Genomic DNA, 20,791 nt, shown 5'->3' on the forward strand with positions numbered 1-20,791 from the left:
TGTCGTGAAGCTATTCGGCGCCCTCCCGATGATTCACCGCAGGCCGGACCCAACAGGAGGTGGCCCGTGATCGAGTTCAAGGAGTACCAGCAGGCAGCTCAGCAAACGAGCCGGCTGGCGTTGGGAGGCCCGCAGGCCGCCATCGCCCCGATGCTCGGCCTGGCCGCCGGAACCGGCTCCATCCTCAACGTCTACCGCAAATATTTGCGCGACGGCGTCGACCTCGCCGCCTATCGCGAGTTCCTGCGCGAAGAACTGGGCGACCTGCTGTGGTACGTGGCGGCGGTGGCGACGGCGTTCGGTCTCGATCTGCAGGACATCGCGACGGCGAACCTGCACCGCACCCGTGATCGCTATCCGGTCGGCCCGCCGGAGCAGGCGCTGATGGAATTGCCGGTTTTCGACGCCGCCTGCCCGCCGCAGGAACGCCTACCGCGCCGGCTGGTGGTCGCGTTCGCCGAGGAGACCCTCGGGTCCGGGCGCCGGGCAGCCCGCCAGATTCTGCTTGCCGCCGAGCCGAACGCCTTCCCCGACGGCCCGGTCCACGGGGAGGCCGGCAAGGTGGCCGGTTACCGGGTAGGCGGCCCGCTGGGCGATCCGTTGACCGACAACTCCCGTCGTTCGGACGCCTACCGCTATCACGACGCCATCCACCTCGGCTTCCTGGCCGTCTTGAACTGGTCACCCACGACCCGGGCGCTACTGCACCTGAAACGCAAGTCGGATCCGATGGCCGATGAATGCGAGGACGGAGCTCGCGCGGTCTTCGCCGAGGAGGGCCTGGCCGCGGTGCTGTCCCGGCTCGCCGTCCGGCACGCGGGTTTCCAGAGCGAGGCGAGCGTGGACGGTGAGGTCATCGAGGTCGCCCGCGCGGCCTCGATGGACCTGGAGGTGCAGTCGCTGCCGGTGTGGCTGTGGCGCCGCGCCATCCAGCAAGGCTTCCAGGCGATGCGACACCTAGCGGAGAACGAAGGCGGCTACCTCGCCGTTGATCTTGACGCCCGCGAGTTGACCTACCACAAGGTTCTGCCATGAGCGCCGCCAGCGAATTCCGGGCCGGGCTCCGCCGGCTGCACGCCGAGAAGGACACCGCCTACCGGACGGCGTGGAAGCGCCGCGGCGAGCTGCTGTCCGTGCTGCCCAACATCGCCCGTAAGGCCGACCGGCTGGAATCCGCCGGTGCCGGTGCCCCGGGAACCCGCGACGAGGACCTGATGGACACGGTCGTCGACCTGCTGGTCTATACCCTGAAATACCAGACGCTGCTCGGCGACCAGGACCCCGCCGTCGCCGCCCACCTCTTCGACCAGCTGCCGCCGCCCTACAGCGACGGCCGGCAAGGGTTCGAAGTGCTCCTCGACGGGCTCGACCTGAGCCCGCTGGACGAGCCACCGTTCACCGCGTCGGCCGCCGAGGCAACGACCGAGGTACTGACGGCATTCCAACGGGTCGAGAGCTGCTTCACCGGGAACGCGGTGCCGGCCGGTGAACGTCAGCGGCGGGCAGCCGAGCTGGCGGCGGCCGTGGTACGGATGCTCGCCGTGTTACGGCACAAGAAGCCCTCCCTGTATCAGGGCTTTCTGGACCGCTGGGGCGGAGGCGATCGGTGATGCGAGCCGACGACTTCACCAAGTTGCGCGCAGACCTGGAGAACGAACTGCTCGCCGGTGCCCGCTGCGTTGCCATCCTGGGGCTCACCGAAGTCGCGCTGCGGCTTCTCGACGTTCTAACCGGGTCAGGACTGATCGCGGCCGTCGACGGCATCTACACCACTACGGAACAGCCTCCGACCGCCTTGAGTGTGCCGGTGGCTCCTATGGCGGCCCTGCGGCATGCGGCACCCGATGTGGTCGTGGTCGCCTCCGACGAAGACAAACAGGACCTGCTGCTGGCTGCCCTTCCTCACCTGCAGGGCACTCCGAAGGTGATCGTGGCCGGATACCGCCACCTCGACTTCCGTGACCCCACCTACGAGCAGGAACGCGCCCAGCTGCTGGTGCCGAGCCTTGCCAACGGATACCCGCACAGCCTGCCGCACCTATACCAGTGTCTGGCCAACGCGGCCCGCCTGCAGCTGGCCGGCGTGGTCGCCGAGTTCGGCATGTTCAAGGGCGGCACCACCATGTTCCTGTCGCGGATCATCGAACGTCTCGGGGCCGACTGGCCGGTGATCGGGTTCGACAGCTTCGCCGGCTTCCCGGCTCGGCGCAGCCCGTTGGACATGTACGACCACCCCGACTGCGTGTTCACCGACCTGGACGCCGTCCGCGGCTACCTGGCCGGCCGCAACGTCGAAATCGTGGCCGGCGACATCGTCGAGACCGCCGCCCGCCTGCAGACCGAAGACGTCGTCCTCAGCTTCATCGACACCGACAACTACAGCTCGGCCCGCGCCGCCCTGGACGTGGTCCGCGAGCGCACCTTTGTCGGAGGGGCGATCGTCTTCGACCACTTCACCGGCACCGACCGCTTCCGCTACACGATCGGGGAACGCATCGCCGGACTACCTCTGCTGGATGACGCCCGCTACTTCCATCTGCACGGCACCGGAGTGTTCTATCGTCAACGCTGACCAAACCCGACAAACAAGATCAATACGTACGGCGATGGGAGCCCCATGACACTGCGACCCCCTGTCGCACGCAACGGCATCTACGAGCACTACTGGGCCTTCGCGTCGCGGCGCCAGGCGGCCTTCGAGCGCCGGGTCGCAGGCCTGCCCGCCCCATGGACCGACGATCCCATCCTGCAGACGTTCAAGTTCTGCAACGTATACCGGGCTGCCGACCGCGTCAGCCAGTACATGATTCGCGACGTCTGCTACCACGACGAACCCTGCACGCCGGAAGACCGGCTGTTCCAGATCGTGGCCTTCCGCACCTTCAGCAAAATCGACACCTGGCGGGACGTACACGCCACCCTGGGGCGCTATCCCACCCTCGACGACCTCGGCGACGGCTCGTTCACCCGAGCCCTCGACGAGGCGCGCCGCCGCAACGGCGGCCTCTACACCGGCGCGTTCATCCTCTGCGCGACCGACGCCTACGGGCAGGGACTCAAACACCTCAACCACGTCGAACTGTTCCGCCACATGTTCCTGACCGACGACCTCGGCGCGAAACTCCTCGCCGCGACCTCCCTGCGCGAGGTCTACGACCAGCTGCACGGCTACCCGCTCATGGGCGACTTCATGAGCTACCAGATCAGCATCGACCTCAACTACTCCGGTCTGATCAACTTCTCGGAGAACGAGTTCACCCAGGCCGGACCGGGCGCGCTCCGCGGCATCAAGAAATGCTTCACCGACCTCGGCGACTACACACCGGCCGACACCATCCGCTGGATGGTCGACAACCAGGAGAAGGAACTGGACCGGCTGGGTCTGCCGTTCAACGGTCTCTGGGGCCGCCCGCTGCACGCCATCGACTGCCAGGGCCTCTTCTGCGAAACCGACAAATACTGCCGGGAAGCAGCCCCCGAACTGGCCAGCGCCCGCAAGCGAATCAAGGCGCGATTCACGCAGACGGCCGAGCCCATGGAATTGTTCTTCCCGCCCAAATGGGACATCAACCAGCAGGTGCCGACGGGTCAGGTGCTCGGCACCACAGCATCGCCCGACCGGATGTTCGAGCCCCAAGGAACGTTGTTCTAGAAAGAGATCGCGCCGGGTGGTGGTCGATGGCCAACATCTTCACGTCGGATAGGGCTACGCATACATGTGTGATCTTGGTGAGCAGAGCCCGGCAATCGTCGATTCATGATCCAAATGCGGGAGCCCTGCGACGGTCCACGGGCTCTGATGCGCTGCCGATGCGATGATCCGCACCACAGAACAATCGAAATCGGGAGGTGGCTCCTGAAAGGTATTCCACGTTTCGCCGTCCACGTCATCAGCAAGGCCCTGCAAACCTACTGGAAGGTTTGCAAGCCCAGGACCTTCGGCGTCAAGGCACTGATCCTGCACCCGGCCGACCCCGGGTTATGCGTAATGATCAGGCACTCCTACACCGATCAAGAGCGCTGGGGATTACCTGGTGGGGGCTATCGCCCTCGGAGGGAATCGGCCGAGGACGCTGTCCGTCGGGAGTGCATGGAGGAGCTGGGGGTCGAGTTTGCCGCAGCAGTCGATGTGCTAAAAGAAGTCGCGACGGAACTCGAAGGAAAACGAGACCATCTGACCATTTTCAGGGGCACCGCGTTGTCGGCTGAACTTCGGACGAATGAAGAGGTCGCGGAAGCCCGATGGACGCCCTCTGATTATTCCGGGATTCCTTCTGGAAGGCTGCTTTCTCGGTGGGCAAATATTGCCATTTCCGCCCACCGGGAAGCTAAGGCTTAGGCCGCGATGCTGAGCCTCAGTTCACGGGCTACCCGAACACCACAGCGCGCGTCTGTCCAGGTCGGCGACATAAATCCCCATGCAGATTCCCGGCGAATTCCTCTGTGTTTGGCCTTCCTGCCGGTTCCCTGGTGCTGGATCGTGGGCCTACACAACAACGCCTGACCCAATTTCGGAGAACGAGTCGTTCGGCATCAACGGTTCCACCGAGCGCCACCGCCAGTGATGGCCAGTTCACCGGCCCGTGCCGCCCGGGCCGGTTGGCTACAGCGCCGTTGGGTGACCCCGGCTGGTGGCGCCGACACGCGTAGTGCCAGGCCCGTCGAGCGTCCGTACGAGGGTTCGATCCCCAACGACTCGCAGGGGTAGCCCTCTCGAACGAATGTACTACCCGATGTGCGGACTTCGTCGTCTCGCCGACACCGCAGGCGCGTCGGCCCCCGATATCAGTAGAGACACGGCGCCCCGATCGGTGTCCGCATCCCTCCCGGCCATCGAGCCGGCAAAACGGATCGCCCCCAGAGGGCAGGAGGGCAAGGTCAGGTGAGTACCAGCGTCGACGACACCCGCCGGGGCATCGTCCCTACTCAGTCCGATGCGGGTGCGCAGCCCGAGCATCGGCCGATGTGGTGGGAGCAGAGGATGCAGGCCCACGCGGATGCCGGCCTGTTCAGCCTGTTCGCGAACATGCCGCGCCTGGTGGTGCAGGCGATGAGGATGGGCTGGCGTGTCGACCGGTGGCGCACCGAGGCCGGGGAGGCTCGGTGACCGGTGAACAGAAGGGCCGGGTATCGGCGGCGGCGCGGTTCCGGGCGCAGGCGCGCTCGGATGCGGGGTTGTTCACGCGTTGGGTGAACTATCCGGTGGCGGCCCAGTGGTGTGTGTTCGCGTACCGGATGCGGCTGCGGCCGACCACGCTGACGCTGGCGAACCTGCTGCTCGGCAGCGCCGGATCCGTCCTGGTGATCGCGGCTGCTCCGACGATCGCCGCTGGTCAGGCGCCGGGTGTGGCGGCTGCGGTGCTCGCGTGGTTGATGTGGCAGGCCGCGTACTGCTGTGACTGCGCGGACGGGCAACTCGCGCGGGTGACGGCCACCAGCACGCCTGCCGGTGCCCGTCTGGACGTGCTCTGCGACATCGGCGTGCAGATTATGCTGGTCACCGCGACCGCGGTGGCCGCCGCAGCCGGAAGGCCGGGCCTGCCGGTGTGGCTGCCCGTGGCGTTCGCCGGTACGTGGATGGTCAACCTGGTCACCTCCGTGATGGCCCGGCAGGGCAGCAACACCAGCCTGCTGGTCTCCGCCGGCTGGCCGGTGCAGGCGGTGAAGCTGACCCGTGACTACGGTTTTGTGCTCACCGTCATCGCCGGCACGCTTGCCGCCGCGCCTGACCAGCTGATGTGGCTGATGGCCGGTTTCACGCTGATCAACGGTGGTTTCCTGGTCGCGAGCATCATCCAGTCCACCCGAGCCGCTTGGTCCGGGAGCAGGCGTGCGACACCCACGGCAGGGTGTGATGGAGACACCGGACGCGGGCGGGGAGCGGCATGGTGACCACTGATCCCCAGCCGGACACTGTGCCCGCGGCGGTGCGGGCGCTGCGCCGCAGTGGCCCGCCGGTGCGGCAGGCGTGGGCGGCGTACGCGATCTCGCAAGCCGGTAGCGGTATCGGCGCCGGCGCCCTGCCTCTGGTGGCGATTCTGCTGCTGGACGCCTCGGACTGGCAGATCTCACTGCTGGCCGCGGTCGCGGGGATCGCCGGTGCCGTCGCAGTGGTGCCGCTCGGGCCATGGGTCGAGTTCCATCGCAAACGCCCGATCATGATCGGCGTGGATCTGCTGCGCGGTGTCACCCTGCTCAGTGTTCCGGTCGCCGCCTGGACCGGCGGGCTGACATTCGGTCAGTTGTGCCTGGTGGCCGCCGCGCAGACGGTCGGGACGATCGTGTCCTCGGCGGCCAGCACCGCATACCTGAGGTCGCTGGTACCCGGCGACCAGTTGGTGATGGTCAACTCGCGGTGGGAGAGCACCATGTGGACGGCCAGCACGCTCGGCCCACCAGCCGGCGGGATGCTCGCCTCCTGGCTCGGTGCGCTCGCCGCAGTCCTGATTGACGCGGCCAGTTTCCTGCTGTCGGCGGTCACGCTGGGCCGGGTCCGGCACCGCGAACCCGTACCCGTGCCCGTAATCGCGGGGCGTGGCCGGCACTCGATGGCCGAGATGACCGCGGGGTGGCGGCACATCGGCGTCCACCCGGTTCTTGTCCGGCTTTTCGGGCACGCCTTGATCTTCGGCGGCTGCATTGTCGCGTCCACACCGCTGATCGCCGTGCTCATGCTCCGCGATCTCGGGTTCAGCCCGGCGCAGTACGGCCTCGCCCTCGGTGTGCCGTGCGCGGCAGGGGTTCTCGGGTCAGTGCTGGCACCGCGAATCATCCGCTGGGCCGGGTTGATGCCGACCCTGCTCGCCGCGGGGGCAGCGCGCTGTCTGTGGATGGCCGTTATCCCGTTCGCCCCGGGTACGACTGCCGGCCTGGTGCTGATCATTGCCGCGGATACGGCGCTGCTGCTGTGCGCCGGAATCTTCAACCCCGCGTTTTCGACCTACCGGATGCGGGCGGTCGCCGACGGCTACCTGGCGCGGGTGACCGCCGCGTGGGCGGTCAGCAGCAAGGTCGCCCAACCCATAGTGATCGCGGCCGCCGGCGTGGTCGCCGCGGCGGTCGGCGCCCGGGTGGCGCTGCTGGGTCTAGCCGGTGTGCTGCTGGCCAGCATGGTCGTGTTGCCCTGGCGCAGCTGGACCACGCCAGACTCGGCCGTAAGCATCGGGCCAGTCCAGACAGCGGGAGCACAGCCGTGAGCGACCCGATGCGGAATGGCCGGTTCGCGCGGCCTCGCCGGCACGGCGACACCATCGAACGCGCGATCACTCCAGGGCAGGCCACGCCGGCTGCCAGGTTCCTGATCAAGGAGCTGGCGGCCACGCCGCCGGGCTGCCATCGCGTGCCGGCCAAGGTCGCCGAGGAGCCACGCGGCGAACCAGGCCAGCGCGCCACCTCCAGGACAGAGCTCTGATTTGCCGACCGCCTACCGAAGAGGAGAAATGAAGGTGACTGACCCGCACCCGCTTGAGCCGGCGGGGCCGCCGCCGCAGCACCCGGTGGACGTCTTCCTGCTGCTCACCGACGCCGACCGGATCCTGCTGGCGCTGCGCGAAGGCACCGGATACCGCGACGGATGGTGGAACGTGCCCAGCGGAAAGATGGAGTACAAAGAGGATGCTGTCGCCGGAGTTCGGCGGGAGGCGTACGAGGAGATCGGCGTGCGATTCGCCGACGACGAACCCCGTTTCGCTGGCGTTGTGCACCACCGCAATCCCGAAGGGCAGGGCCGGATCGCTCTGGTCTTCACGGCCGAGTTCGACGTCCGCCGTCACGGTGCACCCGTCAATCGTGAACCGCACAAATGCGCCGACATCCGATGGACCTCCATCAACGAATTGCCGGCCAACACCGTGCCTTACACCGTTGCCAGCATCGACCTCTGGCGCACCGGCGCCGGGCTACAGATCAGCGGCTGGCAATAGCCGCCCCGCGCGTCCCTTCACCGCGACCGAAGCAAGAACGGAGGAACCCGAAAATGACCGAACAGCGAGAAGAGTGGACCCGATGGCCGCATGACTGGCCGGCGAAGAAGGACGGGTCCGGCTGCGTCCTGTGCACCTTCGTCGGCAACGAGGATCCGGCCTGGGGCGTGCGCGTCTACACCGGGCGGGTCGCCAACGCCTACCTGGCCACGATCGGGCAGATCCGCGGCTACTGCTGGGTGATCTGGCGCGACGGCCATGTCTGCGAGCCCACCGACCTCGATCCTGCCGACGCCCAGCTGTTCTTCGCCGACATGCTCACCGTTGGCCGGGTCCTGCAGGAGCTGCTGGAGCCTGCCAAGCTGAACTTCGAGATCCTCGGCAATAAGGTGCCCCATCTGCACGCCCATGTCGTGCCACGGCCGGTAGTGGATCCGAACCCGGGGCATGCGCTGCCGTGGACCTATCTCAACGACGGCCACCCCGACCTCGACGACGTCCACCAACTCGCGGCGCAACTGCGTGTCCGGCTCGGCGAGTCCGGCGGCCCGGCGTCCGCGGGGCGGTGAGCGTGGCCGACCGAATCCGTATCGCCATCGCGCAGACTCCCGTCACCGTCGACCCGGCCATCAACGGCACCGCGATCCGGGCCGCCATCCGGCAGGCCGCCGACGGCGGCGCCCGGCTCGTCCACTTCGCCGAAGGCGCGCTGAGCGGCTACGCGGGTGCGGCCAAGCCGCACTATGCCGGATGGCGCATCGACTGGGAGCCGGTCGCCGACCAACTGGCCGCCACGATGGCCATGGCCGGTGAGCTCGGGGTGTGGGTCGTGGTCGGCGGCAACCACCGGCTCACCGGAGACTACCGGCCCCATAACTCGCTGTGGGTCATCGACGACAGCGGCCGGCTGGCTGACCGATACGACAAACGGCTGTTGTCACACAACGAGGTCACCGGCTTCTACACCCCGGGCGAGCACGTCTGCACTTTCACCGTGGACGGGTTCACCTTCGGCTGTCTGCTCTGTATCGAGGTCAACTTCCCCGAACTGTGGATGCGGCAGGCCGACCTCGGCGTGGACTGTGTGCTGTTCTCCAGCTTCTCCGAGGATCCGATCTTCGAGATCATCGTCCGCGGGCACGCCGCCACCACCGGCTGCTGGGTCAGCATGGCCGTACCCGCCCAATGCGCGCCAGCCGCGCCGTCGGCGCTGATCGGCCCGCACGGCTACCTGCTGCGCCGCGCCCGCCCGGACGGCCCGGACGTGCTCTGCGTCGATCTCGACCGCACCGATGCGGATCTGGACATCGCGTTGAACAAGGCCCGGCCGTGGCGAGCCACCGCACGGGCCGGGGACATCTACGCCACCCGCCGGGTCGCCGATGCCCGCAGCCTCGACCGCACCCTCCCCTGACCAGCTGACCGCGAGGAGCAGCCGTGACCGATCTCGACCGCGCGTTCGACGCCGTACCGCCCGGGTTCTACACCCACCACGTGGAGCACGGCGAGACCGTGCACCGGTCGGCGCCGGAGTCGATTCGCCGCGAGCTGGCCGCCCTGCAGGTCCGCGCCGGGGACCGGGTGCTCGAGATCGGCACGGGGTCCGGGTACAGCGGCGCGCTGCTCGCCGAGCTGTGCGGACCGCAGGGTCTGGTCACCAGCGTCGACATCAGCGATGAGCTCATCCGCCGCGCGACCGCCATCCATGCCGAACGTGGAGTCACCGGGATCGACTGCCGCGTAGCCGACGGCCTGGGCGGCTACCCCGCCGCAGCGCCGTTCCAGCGGGTCGTGTCGTGGTGTGCTCCGCCACGGCTTCCGCAGGCGTGGACCCGGCAGGTCGTCGATGGTGGGCGGATCGTCGCATGCCTGCCGATCGCGGCGTTGCCGTCCACCACACTGATCGCCACCGTCACCGTCGCGGCCGGGCAACCAGGTGTCGAGGCCGTCGCCGGGGGCGGCTACGCCCAGAGCACCCCCGTCGCGGTCGACGATGCCCTGACCGTTCCCGGCCGCTGGGTCGACTACTGCGACCGCCAGCCTGATCCGTCCTGGATCGGCATCTGCTGGCGTGCCGCCGATGACGCGCAGCACACCGGCGCCCGTACCGTCCTCGACCAACTGCTCCATCCCGGGCACACCGAAACGTATCGACAGATGGAGCAGGACTGGCGATCCTGGTACACCTATCTGGCTGCGCTCGGCGACCCGCAGCTGAGTCTGGTGTCGCTGCGCAACGAGATCCGCGGCCTCGGGCACACCACGCCCGGCTCGGCGGCGGTCATCCTGACCGACTTAACCGACCACCTTGCAGAGTGTTCGTCATGTTTGTCTGACTTGCCCGCATTCACATAGCGTGCGCCTTAACCGAACCCGTTGGGGATGTTCGGATTGTTGGCGGACGTGGGGGATACGTGGCCGGTCGGCTGGTGATGGGGGACCTCCGGGTGCAGGAGGTCCTGGGTAGCGACGGGCGGCGGGCCGTCACGATCATGAACGCTGACGGGTCGGTGCACGCTGCCGCGGAGGGCTTCCTACGTGATTGCGCCGGCGGGACGGACCGGACGTACGGATATTTGTTGGTGGACCACCTGCGGTGGCTGGAGTTCGAGGGGCTGGTCCCGGAGACGGTCCGGCTGCAGGATCTGCGCCGGTATATGGGCGCGGTGGGCGCTGAGTTCCGCGGTCCGTACGGCGGCGCGTGGCGGGTGGGTAAGCGGCCGTACGGGCAGAGCAGCTTGGAAACCGCGGCGGCGTGCCTGAAGGCGTTCTACCGGCACCAGGGCGGTCGTGGAGTCAACCCGCAGTTGGCCGAGGAGTTCAAGGGCGTTCGGCTGCCGACCAAGGCCGACCGGCGGCGAGCGTTTCTGGGGCATACGTTGCGCGAGTTGCCGACAAATCCGCTGCGCCCGGCCGGAACGGTGCGGCGGCATCCGAAGATGCCGCCTGATGGTGCCCGGCGTGAGTTGGTGAAGGCCGGCGGGTCGGCCCGGGATCGGATGGTGGTGACCTGGCTCGCCGACGGCGGTTTCCGCATCGGCGAACTGTGCGGGTTGCACCTGGCCGATCTGCATCTGAGGGAGGGCGCGGCGTGTGGCGAGTGCCGGACCGCGCATGTGCATATCTGTCACCGCGAGACCAATCCGAACCGCAGCCGTGCGAAGACGAAGCATCCCTGGCGGGTGGAAGCGGAGACCGTGCGCGGTGGTGCGATCCGGCGGGTGAGCCCGGCGATGATCCACACCTACTTCGAGTACGTCACAGTCGAGTACCCGCGAGACACCACGCACGGGATGCTGCTGGTTCAGCTGCATGGGCCACGTCGGGGCGAGCCGTGGGCGCCGGCCGCGGCGCGCGGGATGTTACGTCGTGCCGGCCTGCGGTCGGAACTCGGCCGGATCAACCCGCACGCCTTCCGGCACGCCTTCGCCAGCGCTGTTCTCGATGCTTCCGGCGGCAACACCGTCGTAGCGCGCGACGCCGGCGGCTGGGCCTCGGCGGCCACTGTCGATGAGATCTACGGTCACGTCGACGTCCACGACCCGGTCTTCTCGGCGGCCCTGTCCGCGGTCTGGGAGCAGCGGCCGTGATCCCGTCCACCGCTGTTCCCCTGACACTGCTCCCCACCGGTGATGCCAGCCGGATCAGCCGGGACCGGCTCGAACTGCTCACCGCGCTCATCGAGGCGCCGAGCTTCGACGCGCTCTACCGCGCCGACGTCATCACGTTTCCGCCCCATCACCCGGTCTACGGCTGGCAGTGCACCATCGACGGCTGCCGGCGGGTGGTCGCCGCGCACGGCAACGTCCTCTGCGTCGGCCACGGAAAACTGTGGCAGCAGGCCAAAGCGCGCGACGTAGGCCGAGCGGACTTCCTGGCCACCGCGGTCGCCCTGCCGGTCTTTGAACGGGCCAGGGTCCTCAGCTGCCGGGTGTGTCCCGACCGGCCGGCGGACCGAGCGACCTCACGGCTGTGCATCTACCACCAGTACCAGTGGAAGCTGCACCGCGGCGCCGGCGGAGCCGACGCTTCGTTCGATCAGTGGCTGACCACCCAGACTTCGCGCCCAGGGTATGGGGAATGCCGGGTCCGGGTGTGTCCCGACCTGGCTCGTTCTCCGCTGGGATTGTGCGCCCAGCACGAGGATCGCTACCGGGCGCAGGGCAGACCGGGCGGGGTCACCCTGCCCGGCCAGTGGGCCACGACCGCCCACACCCGCGCCGGTAGGCCCGTGCCGATCAGCTACCAGGACGAGGCGGCGTTCCTGCGCTGGTGCGCAGACGAGGATCCGGCCTATCGGATCGGCGTGATCAACCTGGTCGGGCTCGCCCCGCTGCTGAAAGCCGAACTGCGGTGGAGCCTGCACGCCCACACGCAACTCCCTAACCGCACCAACTGGGATCTGGCGACCATTCAGCGGTTCGTCAACTACTGCCGGGCACGCCGGCTGTCGTCGCTGTTCGACCTCGGCGCGGATGACGAGGGCAAGAGCAGGCTGAACACCATCATCCGCATGATCCGGTTCGAGGCCGTCAACGGGCTGCGGTGCATCTACTACAGTCCCGCTGACACCAAGGCCGCAGGCTTCATCGAGACCAGCCACTTCGGACGGCAGTTCACCGGCTGCCAGAGTCATTTCGACATCTCGGAGGTGTCTCAGCGCTGGCTTCGTGACCTGCTCTGGGAGCATCTGGCAGGGCTGCTGCGCTCGCCGGACTGCCCTCGCGGCCGCTACGTCTTCGACTCCTATCGGCGGGCGTGCGTCGAGTTCAGCCGTTTCCTTGCCGTGGAGGCCGAGGACCACGGTGATGACCCGCGGCTGCTGCGCCGCGAGCACGCCGAGCGGTTCGTCGCTGACCAGCGCCACCGTCAACGGCACGGCCTGCCCTCGCTGGCGGTGACCAACAGGGCCGGCGTGCCGTCGACGGTTACCGACGAAACCCGCCGCGCGGTCTTCAACCACCTGCGCAAGCTGTTGTTCGGCGCCCTGGACAGCGGCGCCGCCACCGACCTGGGGCTCTGTCCGACGTTCATCACCGCCATCCCGTTCGGTGGACCAGACCGCAAACAATCCCGCAGCCCGTTCTCCGACGAGGTCGCCCGCGCGCTCGCCGACGAGACGAATCTGCGGGAGTTCGCCAGCGCTCACGACCCCAACGACCGGGGGATGCGCGACGTCTGGGAAGCGATCATCTACACCGGCCGGCGCTGCAGCGAAATCGTCACCCTGCGGCTGGACTGCCTCGGCCGCTACGGTGACCTGCCGATGCTCTGGCACGACCAGACGAAGGTCGGCAACTACAACGAGGCCATCCGCATCCCCGAGGTGCTCTACACCCGGCTCGAGCAACGCGCCGCCAAGACGCAGCTGCGGTTCGAGCAGCGCCACGGCCGGCCCCCGACGCCCGCAGAACGCGGCAAGATCGCGTTGTTCCCGTCCGGCATCCGCAATCCGCGTGACGAGCGCTCGATCTCCTACGGACACTTCCACCGCTCGTTCCGCGTCTGGGTCGAACGGCTCGACCTGGGTTCCTGCGTCCCGCATCAGGCCAGGCACACCCTGGCGACGAATCTGCTGCGCGCCGGGGCCAGCCTCGCCCACATCCGCCGCTACCTCGGTCATCTCTCTGAACGCATGGCCGAGCACTACACCAAGATCGCCCACTCGGATCTCGAAGACGTCCTGCACACCGTGTGGGTCGCCGGGCCGGGCGCCGCCAACCCGGGCGAACCGTTGTCCAGCCCGACGTCGCAGCCTCTGAACCGCGACGAGGCCATGGCTCTCGCGCTGGACCTGTCTCGGCGTAGCACCCCCGCCGAGGGCGGCTTCTGCACGTTCCAGCCGGTCGTCAACGGCGACGCCTGCCCGTGGCAGCTCAACTGCCATACCTGCGACAAGTTCGTGCTCTCCGGCGCCGACCTGCTCTACTGGCGACGCAAACAGCAGCAGTGGCGCTCGATCGCCGAACGCGCACCCGACGACGCCACCGCCGACTACCTGCATCAAGTCTTCGAGCCGACCGCCCGCGCCATCGACGGCCTGGAGAAGGTCCTGGCCGGTCTCGGCCTGCTGGACGAAGCCCTCGCGCTGGACCTGCGCCGCCCACAGGACTACTTCCGGCGGCTGTGGAGCACCAACTTCCGCGCCACGGACCTCGCCGCCGTCGCCGAACGACCCGATCCTGACCTGGGGGAACGCTGACATGCCGTCCTCGCCCGCACCAGCGCGCACCGCGGCCGCGCTGCAGGCACGACACCGCGGCATCGACGCGATGCTGCATCGAGTCGGCGATGCCCTGCACCGTATGCGACGTGAACGATCGAAGATCACCTTCGCCGCGGTCGCCCGCCGCGCCGCCGTGTCGCGCACTTTCCTCTACCAGAACCCCCGAGCCCGCACGCTGGTCCAACAGGCCGGGGCCGATGCCACCGCCCACACCGTTCGCGATCACGAGCAGCGCGTCGCCGACGTCCAGGCGTCCTGGCGCGAACGGGCACTCAACGCCGAGGACGCCCTCAAAGCCGCCCATCACGAGGTCACCCGGCAGCGCACCACCATCGCCGATCTTCTCGGCAAGATCCGGGACCTCGAGCAAGACCTTCCACCCGACGGCGTTCAGCGGATCATCACCGACAACACCACGCTCAAGCAGCAGGTCCGCCAGCTCAACCAGGAGAACCGGGGGCTGCAGGACCGGCTGCGCGGCGCCCGCGACAACGCCCGATTCCTCGACAAACGCGTCGCCGACCTGGAAGCCGCCATCGCCGATGGTGCCCTCGTCAGCGGCGAGCAGCAGAGTCGACCGGCCGTGAAGGCACCCGCGGTCAGCGAGACGCGATGATCTTCGTCCCTTGTCGGGGGCCAGCGAGCCGTTGCGCTCCACCGGCCGCCCGTGGTTTCCCGCCGACCGGCTTCAGGTGAACCCGGCGTCTTCCGCGCACGGCCGGAGAGGAGCAGGATCGCAAGGGTGCAGGTGACGGTGTGGTACTTCGACGGTTGCCCGAACTGGCGGACGGCCGGACAGCGGCTGCGGCAGGCCCTGGACGAGGTCGGCCGCGGCGACGTGCCGATCAGCTTCACACCGGTGCACACCGATGCCGAGGCGGCCGCGATCGGCTTCGCCGGATCACCCAGCTTCACCATTGACGGCGCCGACCTGTTCGACACCGCTGCGCCAGCCGGCACGCTCGCCTGCCGGATCTACGCCACACCGGGCGGGCTTGCCGGGGTGCCCGAGGTGAGCGACCTGGTCGCCGCCCTCACCAAGAAGGTGACGTCATGACACGACCCGCCGACACTGTTCCCGACACCGGGTTCCGCCGCTGCGGCTGCTGCGGCCGGCAACGTCCGGCCGGGGAAGTCGCCGAACTCGGGGTCACCCCCGGCGTCTACATCTGCGCCGGCTGCGCACTCTGGGCCGCCCGCCGTGCCGGCCTGCTCTCCGCCCTACGCGAGATCCGGATCCGGGACCTGCTACCGAGCTTCCTCAACCGGGCGCAGGCACCACATACCGCCACGGCCGCGATCCCTATCCTGCCCAGCAGCGATCTCGACCGCACCGCCGCGTTCTACGCCCGGGCCGGGTTCACCGACGCCGACCACCACGACGGCTACCTGCTGCTGAACAACGACGGCGTCGAACTGCACTTCGCCCACCACGACACGGTCACGCCCGGCACCTGCTTCGTACACGTCGCCGACGCCACGAAGATGTGGAAACAGCTGCGCGAGCGGGGCGTGGACGGCGTCGGCGAGATCGCTGACCAGGACTACGGACTTCGTGAGTTCGTCCTGACCGACCCCGACGGCAACCGGGTCCGCATCGGCAGCGCGATCCCCGACGGGCAATGACGAGGCTGCTCACCGGCCGCCGCCGTCTCGGCATCGACGGCGACATCGCGAGGACGGTGGCGCTGTTCCGTTCGCTGGCCGACGAGACCCGGCTGCGGATCGTGGCCCGCCTCGCCGCAGGCGAGGCCCGGGTCGTCGACCTGACCGGTGAGCTGGGCCTGGCCCAGTCCACGGTTTCCAATCACCTGGCCTGCCTGCGCGACCGTGGCCTGGTCGACTTCCGCACCGAGGGCCAGCAGTCGTTCTACGCGCTGACCCGCCCCGAACTGATGGATCTGCTCCAAGCGGCCGAAGGCGTACCGCCGCGACCGGAGCCGCCGTTGCGCTGTGCCCTGCTCACGGCCCGGACACCCCAGCGGTGACCCGGTGAGCGCGCCGACCGGCACGGCGCCAAGCCCGCAACGGCGCGCGCAGCTCAACCGGCACAGTCGAGGAGCCCTACCCGCTCGCCGCGCACGGCACTGCGTACCGGACCTACGCCGCCCACGCCGGCCGGTTCTTTCCCGGCATCGGCCGCCTCACACCCGCCGACCAGACCGCCACCTAACGGCGCAGAGTTGAGCGCCGGAGACTCTCCAGGGATTCACTAACGGGTGATCTCACGCACCGGAGAACCGTCGCGCATGGGAACATCCCGTACATGTTTGCCACGTGTTCTTGCAGCTCAAAGCAGTAATGATCTCGAACGCGGTCGGAAAAACCGACGGCAGAATCATCGCCGACAGCCCGGCCTCGCCGTCCCTGCACACCTTGCGGTCCCGGCTGCAGCGATGGGAACACGCCGGCCGGCCGACGCCCGAGTCCTTCACCCGCATTCTCGTGCCGCACGACGGCCCCGGCCTCGCCGGCTGGGACCTGCGCGTCAGCCACGGCACCGTGACCACCCGCGCGGGAAACCTCGAACCAAACCGTTGACCCCCTTCTGTGCAGGCAGGCAACCGAGGTGGAAGGAAAGCCGATGAAGAGCCGGTACGGCACCATCGTCGTCGTTCACGTGCTGCTGCTCCGCCACGACGGCCAGGTTCTGTTGCTGCAACGCGCCGGCACTGGTGAAGCCGACGGCCAGCTGTGTCTGCCGGGTGGGCACCTCGAGGACGGGGAATCGGTTGTCGCCGGCGCGATCCGGGAGACGGCCGAGGAAACCGGTATCGAACTGGCCGAGGCGCATCTGGAGTTCGTTCATGTCGTGCACCGCCGTCACGGCGGGGACGACCCTCGGCTCGGCTTCTTCTTCCTCGCGACCGGTTGGCAAGGTCAGCCGGTCAACACCGAACCCCACAAGTGCGCGGGGCTGGTCTGGGCGGACCCGGCGAAGCCGCCCGCCACCACGATCGCGTACACGGTGGCCGCCCTGGCGCAGATCAGCAACGGCCGGCCGTTCTCGCTCGACGGATGGACAGACCGCTCACCTGCCCGCGTCCCCGTGCCGTGCACCAGGAGACCGGAAGCGTTCACGGTCGAGATCGAACGGCGGATCACCGCCGTGCAAGGCCTGCCCTCACCGGTACGCGCCCAGCGCGGTCTTCCCCCTATCCCGGCAGGCGACGGCATCGACGTGGTGCTCCGGGCCGGGATCGCGTTCGGCGAGGACCAGCTGACCGACCGCGGCTGGTTCGCCGACACCGACGCCACCGCGGAGATCCTCGACCGATGCTGTGCCGAGCTCAGCCGGCAGCCGTGGACCCAGGTGTTCGCGTTCCGGTCGACCTTCGAGCTGGTCGCCCGGCACCTGTACCGGCAACTCGCCGAACAGATACCGCAGCTCGCGTTCCTCGAACTGCGCGACGACACGTTCGGCGTGACCACCCGATACGCGCCGAACATCACGTGCGCCGGAGGATGCTCGTGACACCCGACGAGCTGGTCGCCGCCGCGATCGCAGCCGCCGAGGACGGCATGGCCGGTGGGGAGCTGCCTATCGGCGCGGTCGTCGAGACCGGTGGCTCCATCATCGCTACCGCCTTCACCCAGGACCAGACCCAGCAGCGGCGGCTGATCCACGCCGATCTGGTCGCCATGATCAGCGCTGACCGGCAGCTCGGGCTCGGCCCGCGGCCGCACCCGGTGCGGCTCGCGGTCAACCTCGAACCCTGCCTCATGTGCCTCGGCGCGGCCATGGCGCTCAAGGTCGACGAGATCTACTACGGGCTGGAGTCTCCCGCCGACGGCGGAACCCGGCTCGCCGCATCGTGGCCGGCGCACCCGGATCTGCCCTGGTACCGGCCGCCCCGCATGACCGGCGGCATCCGCCGCAGCGAGGTCCGCGACCAGTTCCGCCGCTACTGCCAGACCGCACCGGACTCCGGATTCCGGCGCTGGTCGCACACCCTGGCCCGACTTCCCGACCCTGGCGCCCCATGCTGACTCAGCAGCACAGCCACCCCATCGCGGTACCCGGCACGCTCTCTTTCTCTCACGCCCTGCAGTCATCTCGTGAATGGAGGCATCCCTGTTGACAGTCGTCTTCGAGACCGGTTCGACCGTCGTGCGACGCGACGTTCGTGACGGCAAGGTCTGGACTGCGGCCCCGCACCGCGTCTTTGCCGACGACGGGACCCGGTTGGTCGTCGTGACCTGGCCGGGCACCGCCGGCTACGCCCTGGCCAACTGGATCAGGTCGTTGACCGGCGGCGGCGAGCCGGCTCGCCGGCAGGCCGTCGCCGACCTGGCCGACGGCGCGTGGGAACTCGGCCGCTGGGTCTGGCGCGACACTATCGTTGTCACCTGGATCGGCCTGGACCCGGACTTCAGCCTCCAGCATTACCAGCCTGTTGACGGCAGCCCGGGACACTGGAAGATCAACTTTGAGCGGCCGGTGGTCCGCACCCCGGCCGGTATCGACACCTGCGACCTGCTGCTGGACCTCATCACCGACCCGTCCGGAATGTGGCGGTGGAAAGACGAAGCCGAGTATGACGAGATCCGGCACCGGGGTCTGGTCTCGGACACCGAACACGAGCGGGTGCAAGCCGCCCGCCAGCGGGCTATCGCCTTCACCGAAGCAGGCCAAGGGCCACTCGCCGAGGACTGGAGCAGCTGGCGGCCACCTGCCGATTGGCCGCTTGCGGCCTTGCCCGACGGTGTGCTGAACACCCACGAGTGACGCCGCGGCAGCGGCTTCGCCGCGCCTGCGTCTGGCACACGGCACCCCGCATCGCCCCGATGACAACGCCGAACACCTCCGGAAGGACAGCAGGAGTGGACACCACGGTCGAGAGCACCTCACCAGACCGGCTCCGCGCCGACCTGGTAGCAACCCTGACGGGAGACGCACGGTGACCACCGGATCGTGCACCGAACGCAATTCCGCGGGATCGCCGCTGCTGGTGGTGATTCGCGGCAACAGCGGTAGCGGGAAGACCACGACCGCGCGGGAAGTGCGCCGCCAGTACGGGGCGAGAGGGCTGGCTGTCATCGAGCAGGACCACTGCAGGAGGGTCATTCTCCGCGAACACGGTGGCGGCGGCGAAGATCGGGTCGCGCCGGGCTTCATCACCACCATGGCGAGGGCCGCGCTCGACGGCGGCTACCACGTGATCCTGGAAGGCATCCTGCACACCGGCCAGTACGGCGACCACCTGCGGGCACTGCTCGGCGAGCATCCCGGCCCGACCGCGTGCTATTTCCTGGACGTCACCTTCGACGAGACAGTACGACGGCACCTGAGCCGTGAGGAACCGATCCCGGTCGCCCCGGAGACCATGCGCGGCTGGTACGCCGGACAAGATCTGCTCGGTGTGCCCGGCGAGGTGGTGATCCCGGAGTACATGGGATTCCAGGAGGTCGTGACGACGATCCTGCACACCAGCGGCCTCGCCGAGGCGTCAGCGTTGACGCCGTGCCCGACTCGTTGCGCGTACTGTGCGCAGGAGGCCGCCGACGCCTACCTGCCGGCGAAAGCGGTGGGCACCGCACCACGGGCACAGCATGGGGCCAGCCGTGACCGAGTGGCTGCGACCACCACCGGAGGGTGCACTGGTCCGGTTGCGGCCACCGGCGGTCGGCGACACGCCGGCCTTGGTCGAGATGGCCACCGACGTACGGGTGCGCCGCTACATCGGCGGGCCTGTCGACGAGACGACCGCAATCGCGAAGGCGCACCGCAAGGTGACCGCTCCGGCGTGGGGTGAGTTCGTCGTCGTCGAGCGGGCCACCAGTCAGATCGCCGGCAGCGGCACCCTGGCCCGAAAACGCGGACCCTGGGAACTGAGCCTGCAACTCGGCCACGGGTACTGGGGACGAGGATATGCGCTGGAGACGGTGCTGCTGATCCGTGACTGGTTCTTCCAGCACACGAACGAGGATCTGCTGATCGCCACCACGCAGCGCGCGAACGAGGCCTGTCGCCGGCTGCTGCAACGCGCCGGTGGGCGCTTCGTCGGCACGTTCGAGCAGTACGACCGTGTCCAGGAGCGCTACGACTTCCACCGTCACACACCGCCCGCGGAAGCAACACCTTCCGCAGTGATGGAACGGCGTCTACCGGTCGCGTACCTTCTGGTGGGACTCACCGGCTCAGGCAAGACAACATACGCCAAACGGGTCCTGGAGCCAGCCGGAGTGATCCGGCTGTCGGTGGATGAACGGGTCTTCGCCCGTCACGGCCGCTACGGGGTCGATTACCCGGAACACACGTACTTCGAGAAAGAGGGCCCAGTCCTGGTCGAGGTGCGCGCGGAACTGAGGAAGTTGCTGCGCGATGGACGAGACGTGGTGATAGATCACGGGTTGTGGCGGCGACCAGACCGCAACGATTGGAAGGCCGTGGTGGCGTCCGCTGGCGGACAGGTGCGCCTGTTGTATTTCCCGGTTTCGAAGCACGAGTTGCTGCGCCGACTGAACGCCCGCAACACGCAAGACCACGCGAACGCCCTACTGGTGACGGCGGAAGCACTCGACGACTTCTACGCACGGTTCGACGAACCAGACGGCGAGGACGAGCAGGTCGTGCCGGTCGGCTCGTTCTAACGCGGCCGCCAGCCGGTCACGGCCGACCACCCCAGTTCCCACGCCATAC

The 20,791-nt window shown here is 68.4% G+C and carries 24 protein-coding genes and 1 pseudogene; all 25 read left to right on the plus strand.

Annotated features, from left to right (window positions below; all coding sequences use genetic code 11):
* Positions 1 to 66 precede the first annotated feature (66 nt).
* The 25 genes and pseudogenes from J5X75_RS04120 (at position 67) to J5X75_RS04240 (ending at position 20,742) form a co-directional block, all read left to right on the plus strand.
* Positions 67 to 1,035, plus strand: a complete 969-nt coding sequence (locus J5X75_RS04120; RefSeq protein ID WP_208465922.1) for a nucleoside triphosphate pyrophosphohydrolase family protein — start codon at positions 67 to 69, stop codon at positions 1,033 to 1,035.
* Entirely contained in the window at positions 1,032 to 1,610 is a 579-nt protein-coding gene (locus J5X75_RS04125; RefSeq protein WP_208465923.1) for a hypothetical protein, read from the plus strand. Before J5X75_RS04120 ends, J5X75_RS04125 begins: the two co-directional genes overlap by 4 nt.
* A complete protein-coding gene (locus J5X75_RS04130) occupies positions 1,610 to 2,572 on the plus strand; it encodes a TylF/MycF/NovP-related O-methyltransferase (protein ID WP_208465924.1) in 963 nt (320 codons plus the stop codon). The genes J5X75_RS04125 and J5X75_RS04130 overlap by 1 nt, the downstream gene beginning before the upstream one ends.
* Before the next feature lie 45 nt (positions 2,573 to 2,617).
* Positions 2,618 to 3,652, plus strand: coding sequence for a nucleotide kinase domain-containing protein (locus tag J5X75_RS04135; protein WP_208465925.1), 1,035 nt, complete (start codon positions 2,618 to 2,620; stop codon positions 3,650 to 3,652).
* Positions 3,653 to 3,799: 147 nt separating this feature from the next.
* Positions 3,800 to 4,339, plus strand: coding sequence for an NUDIX hydrolase (locus J5X75_RS04140; protein ID WP_208466152.1), 540 nt, complete (start codon positions 3,800 to 3,802; stop codon positions 4,337 to 4,339).
* 543 nt (positions 4,340 to 4,882) lie between these two features.
* The gene (locus tag J5X75_RS04145) at positions 4,883 to 5,107 is read left to right on the plus strand and encodes a hypothetical protein (RefSeq protein ID WP_208465926.1); all 225 of its coding nucleotides are present in this window, start codon (positions 4,883 to 4,885) and stop codon (positions 5,105 to 5,107) included.
* A complete protein-coding gene (locus J5X75_RS04150) occupies positions 5,104 to 5,892 on the plus strand; it encodes a CDP-alcohol phosphatidyltransferase family protein (RefSeq protein ID WP_208465927.1) in 789 nt (262 codons plus the stop codon). Before J5X75_RS04145 ends, J5X75_RS04150 begins: the two co-directional genes overlap by 4 nt.
* Positions 5,889 to 7,196: an MFS transporter gene (locus tag J5X75_RS04155; RefSeq protein ID WP_307797914.1), complete on the plus strand. Its 1,308-nt coding sequence runs from the start codon at positions 5,889 to 5,891 to the stop codon at positions 7,194 to 7,196. The genes J5X75_RS04150 and J5X75_RS04155 overlap by 4 nt, the downstream gene beginning before the upstream one ends.
* Entirely contained in the window at positions 7,193 to 7,411 is a 219-nt protein-coding gene (locus tag J5X75_RS04160) for a hypothetical protein (RefSeq protein WP_208465929.1), read from the plus strand. Before J5X75_RS04155 ends, J5X75_RS04160 begins: the two co-directional genes overlap by 4 nt.
* A gap of 28 nt (positions 7,412 to 7,439) precedes the next feature.
* Positions 7,440 to 7,922, plus strand: coding sequence for an NUDIX domain-containing protein (locus tag J5X75_RS04165; RefSeq protein WP_208465930.1), 483 nt, complete (start codon positions 7,440 to 7,442; stop codon positions 7,920 to 7,922).
* A gap of 53 nt (positions 7,923 to 7,975) precedes the next feature.
* Positions 7,976 to 8,491: an HIT family protein gene (locus J5X75_RS04170; protein ID WP_208465931.1), complete on the plus strand. Its 516-nt coding sequence runs from the start codon at positions 7,976 to 7,978 to the stop codon at positions 8,489 to 8,491.
* Positions 8,492 to 8,493: 2 nt separating this feature from the next.
* A complete protein-coding gene (locus tag J5X75_RS04175) occupies positions 8,494 to 9,336 on the plus strand; it encodes a carbon-nitrogen hydrolase family protein (RefSeq protein WP_208465932.1) in 843 nt (280 codons plus the stop codon).
* A 23-nt stretch (positions 9,337 to 9,359) separates the two neighbouring features.
* Positions 9,360 to 10,277 carry a protein-L-isoaspartate O-methyltransferase family protein gene (locus tag J5X75_RS04180; protein ID WP_208465933.1) on the plus strand — a complete coding sequence of 306 codons (918 nt, stop codon included), beginning with the start codon at positions 9,360 to 9,362 and terminating at the stop codon, positions 10,275 to 10,277.
* Between the two features lie 302 nt (positions 10,278 to 10,579).
* On the plus strand, positions 10,580 to 11,512 hold the full coding sequence (locus J5X75_RS04185) for a tyrosine-type recombinase/integrase (protein WP_208465934.1): 933 nt from the start codon (positions 10,580 to 10,582) through the stop codon (positions 11,510 to 11,512).
* Complete coding sequence (locus J5X75_RS45855; RefSeq protein ID WP_307797915.1) at positions 11,509 to 14,124, plus strand: tyrosine-type recombinase/integrase; 2,616 nt, start codon at positions 11,509 to 11,511, stop codon at positions 14,122 to 14,124. The genes J5X75_RS04185 and J5X75_RS45855 overlap by 4 nt, the downstream gene beginning before the upstream one ends.
* Position 14,125: 1 nt before the next feature.
* Positions 14,126 to 14,764, plus strand: a complete 639-nt coding sequence (locus tag J5X75_RS04195) for a DUF6262 family protein (protein ID WP_208465935.1) — start codon at positions 14,126 to 14,128, stop codon at positions 14,762 to 14,764.
* A 126-nt stretch (positions 14,765 to 14,890) separates the two neighbouring features.
* Positions 14,891 to 15,205, plus strand: coding sequence for a thioredoxin family protein (locus J5X75_RS04200; protein WP_208465936.1), 315 nt, complete (start codon positions 14,891 to 14,893; stop codon positions 15,203 to 15,205).
* Entirely contained in the window at positions 15,202 to 15,774 is a 573-nt protein-coding gene (locus J5X75_RS04205; RefSeq protein ID WP_208465937.1) for a bleomycin resistance protein, read from the plus strand. Before J5X75_RS04200 ends, J5X75_RS04205 begins: the two co-directional genes overlap by 4 nt.
* Positions 15,771 to 16,144, plus strand: a pseudogene (locus J5X75_RS04210) (ArsR/SmtB family transcription factor). The gene J5X75_RS04205 and the pseudogene J5X75_RS04210 overlap by 4 nt, the downstream one beginning before the upstream one ends.
* Before the next feature lie 281 nt (positions 16,145 to 16,425).
* A complete protein-coding gene (locus tag J5X75_RS04215) occupies positions 16,426 to 16,689 on the plus strand; it encodes a hypothetical protein (protein ID WP_208465938.1) in 264 nt (87 codons plus the stop codon).
* Positions 16,690 to 16,732: 43 nt separating this feature from the next.
* Positions 16,733 to 17,623 carry an NUDIX hydrolase gene (locus tag J5X75_RS04220; RefSeq protein WP_208465939.1) on the plus strand — a complete coding sequence of 297 codons (891 nt, stop codon included), beginning with the start codon at positions 16,733 to 16,735 and terminating at the stop codon, positions 17,621 to 17,623.
* Positions 17,620 to 18,138: a deaminase gene (locus J5X75_RS04225; protein WP_208465940.1), complete on the plus strand. Its 519-nt coding sequence runs from the start codon at positions 17,620 to 17,622 to the stop codon at positions 18,136 to 18,138. The genes J5X75_RS04220 and J5X75_RS04225 overlap by 4 nt, the downstream gene beginning before the upstream one ends.
* Before the next feature lie 73 nt (positions 18,139 to 18,211).
* Entirely contained in the window at positions 18,212 to 18,877 is a 666-nt protein-coding gene (locus J5X75_RS04230; protein ID WP_208465941.1) for a ribonuclease FAU-1 family protein, read from the plus strand.
* 172 nt (positions 18,878 to 19,049) lie between these two features.
* Entirely contained in the window at positions 19,050 to 19,904 is an 855-nt protein-coding gene (locus J5X75_RS04235; RefSeq protein ID WP_307797916.1) for an AAA family ATPase, read from the plus strand.
* Positions 19,801 to 20,742, plus strand: coding sequence for a GNAT family N-acetyltransferase (locus J5X75_RS04240; protein WP_238487292.1), 942 nt, complete (start codon positions 19,801 to 19,803; stop codon positions 20,740 to 20,742). Before J5X75_RS04235 ends, J5X75_RS04240 begins: the two co-directional genes overlap by 104 nt.
* Positions 20,743 to 20,791: the final 49 nt, after the last annotated feature.

Source organism: Actinoplanes flavus (assembly GCF_017592555.1).
In the GTDB taxonomy this organism is placed as follows: Bacteria; Actinomycetota; Actinomycetes; order Mycobacteriales; family Micromonosporaceae; genus Actinoplanes; species Actinoplanes flavus.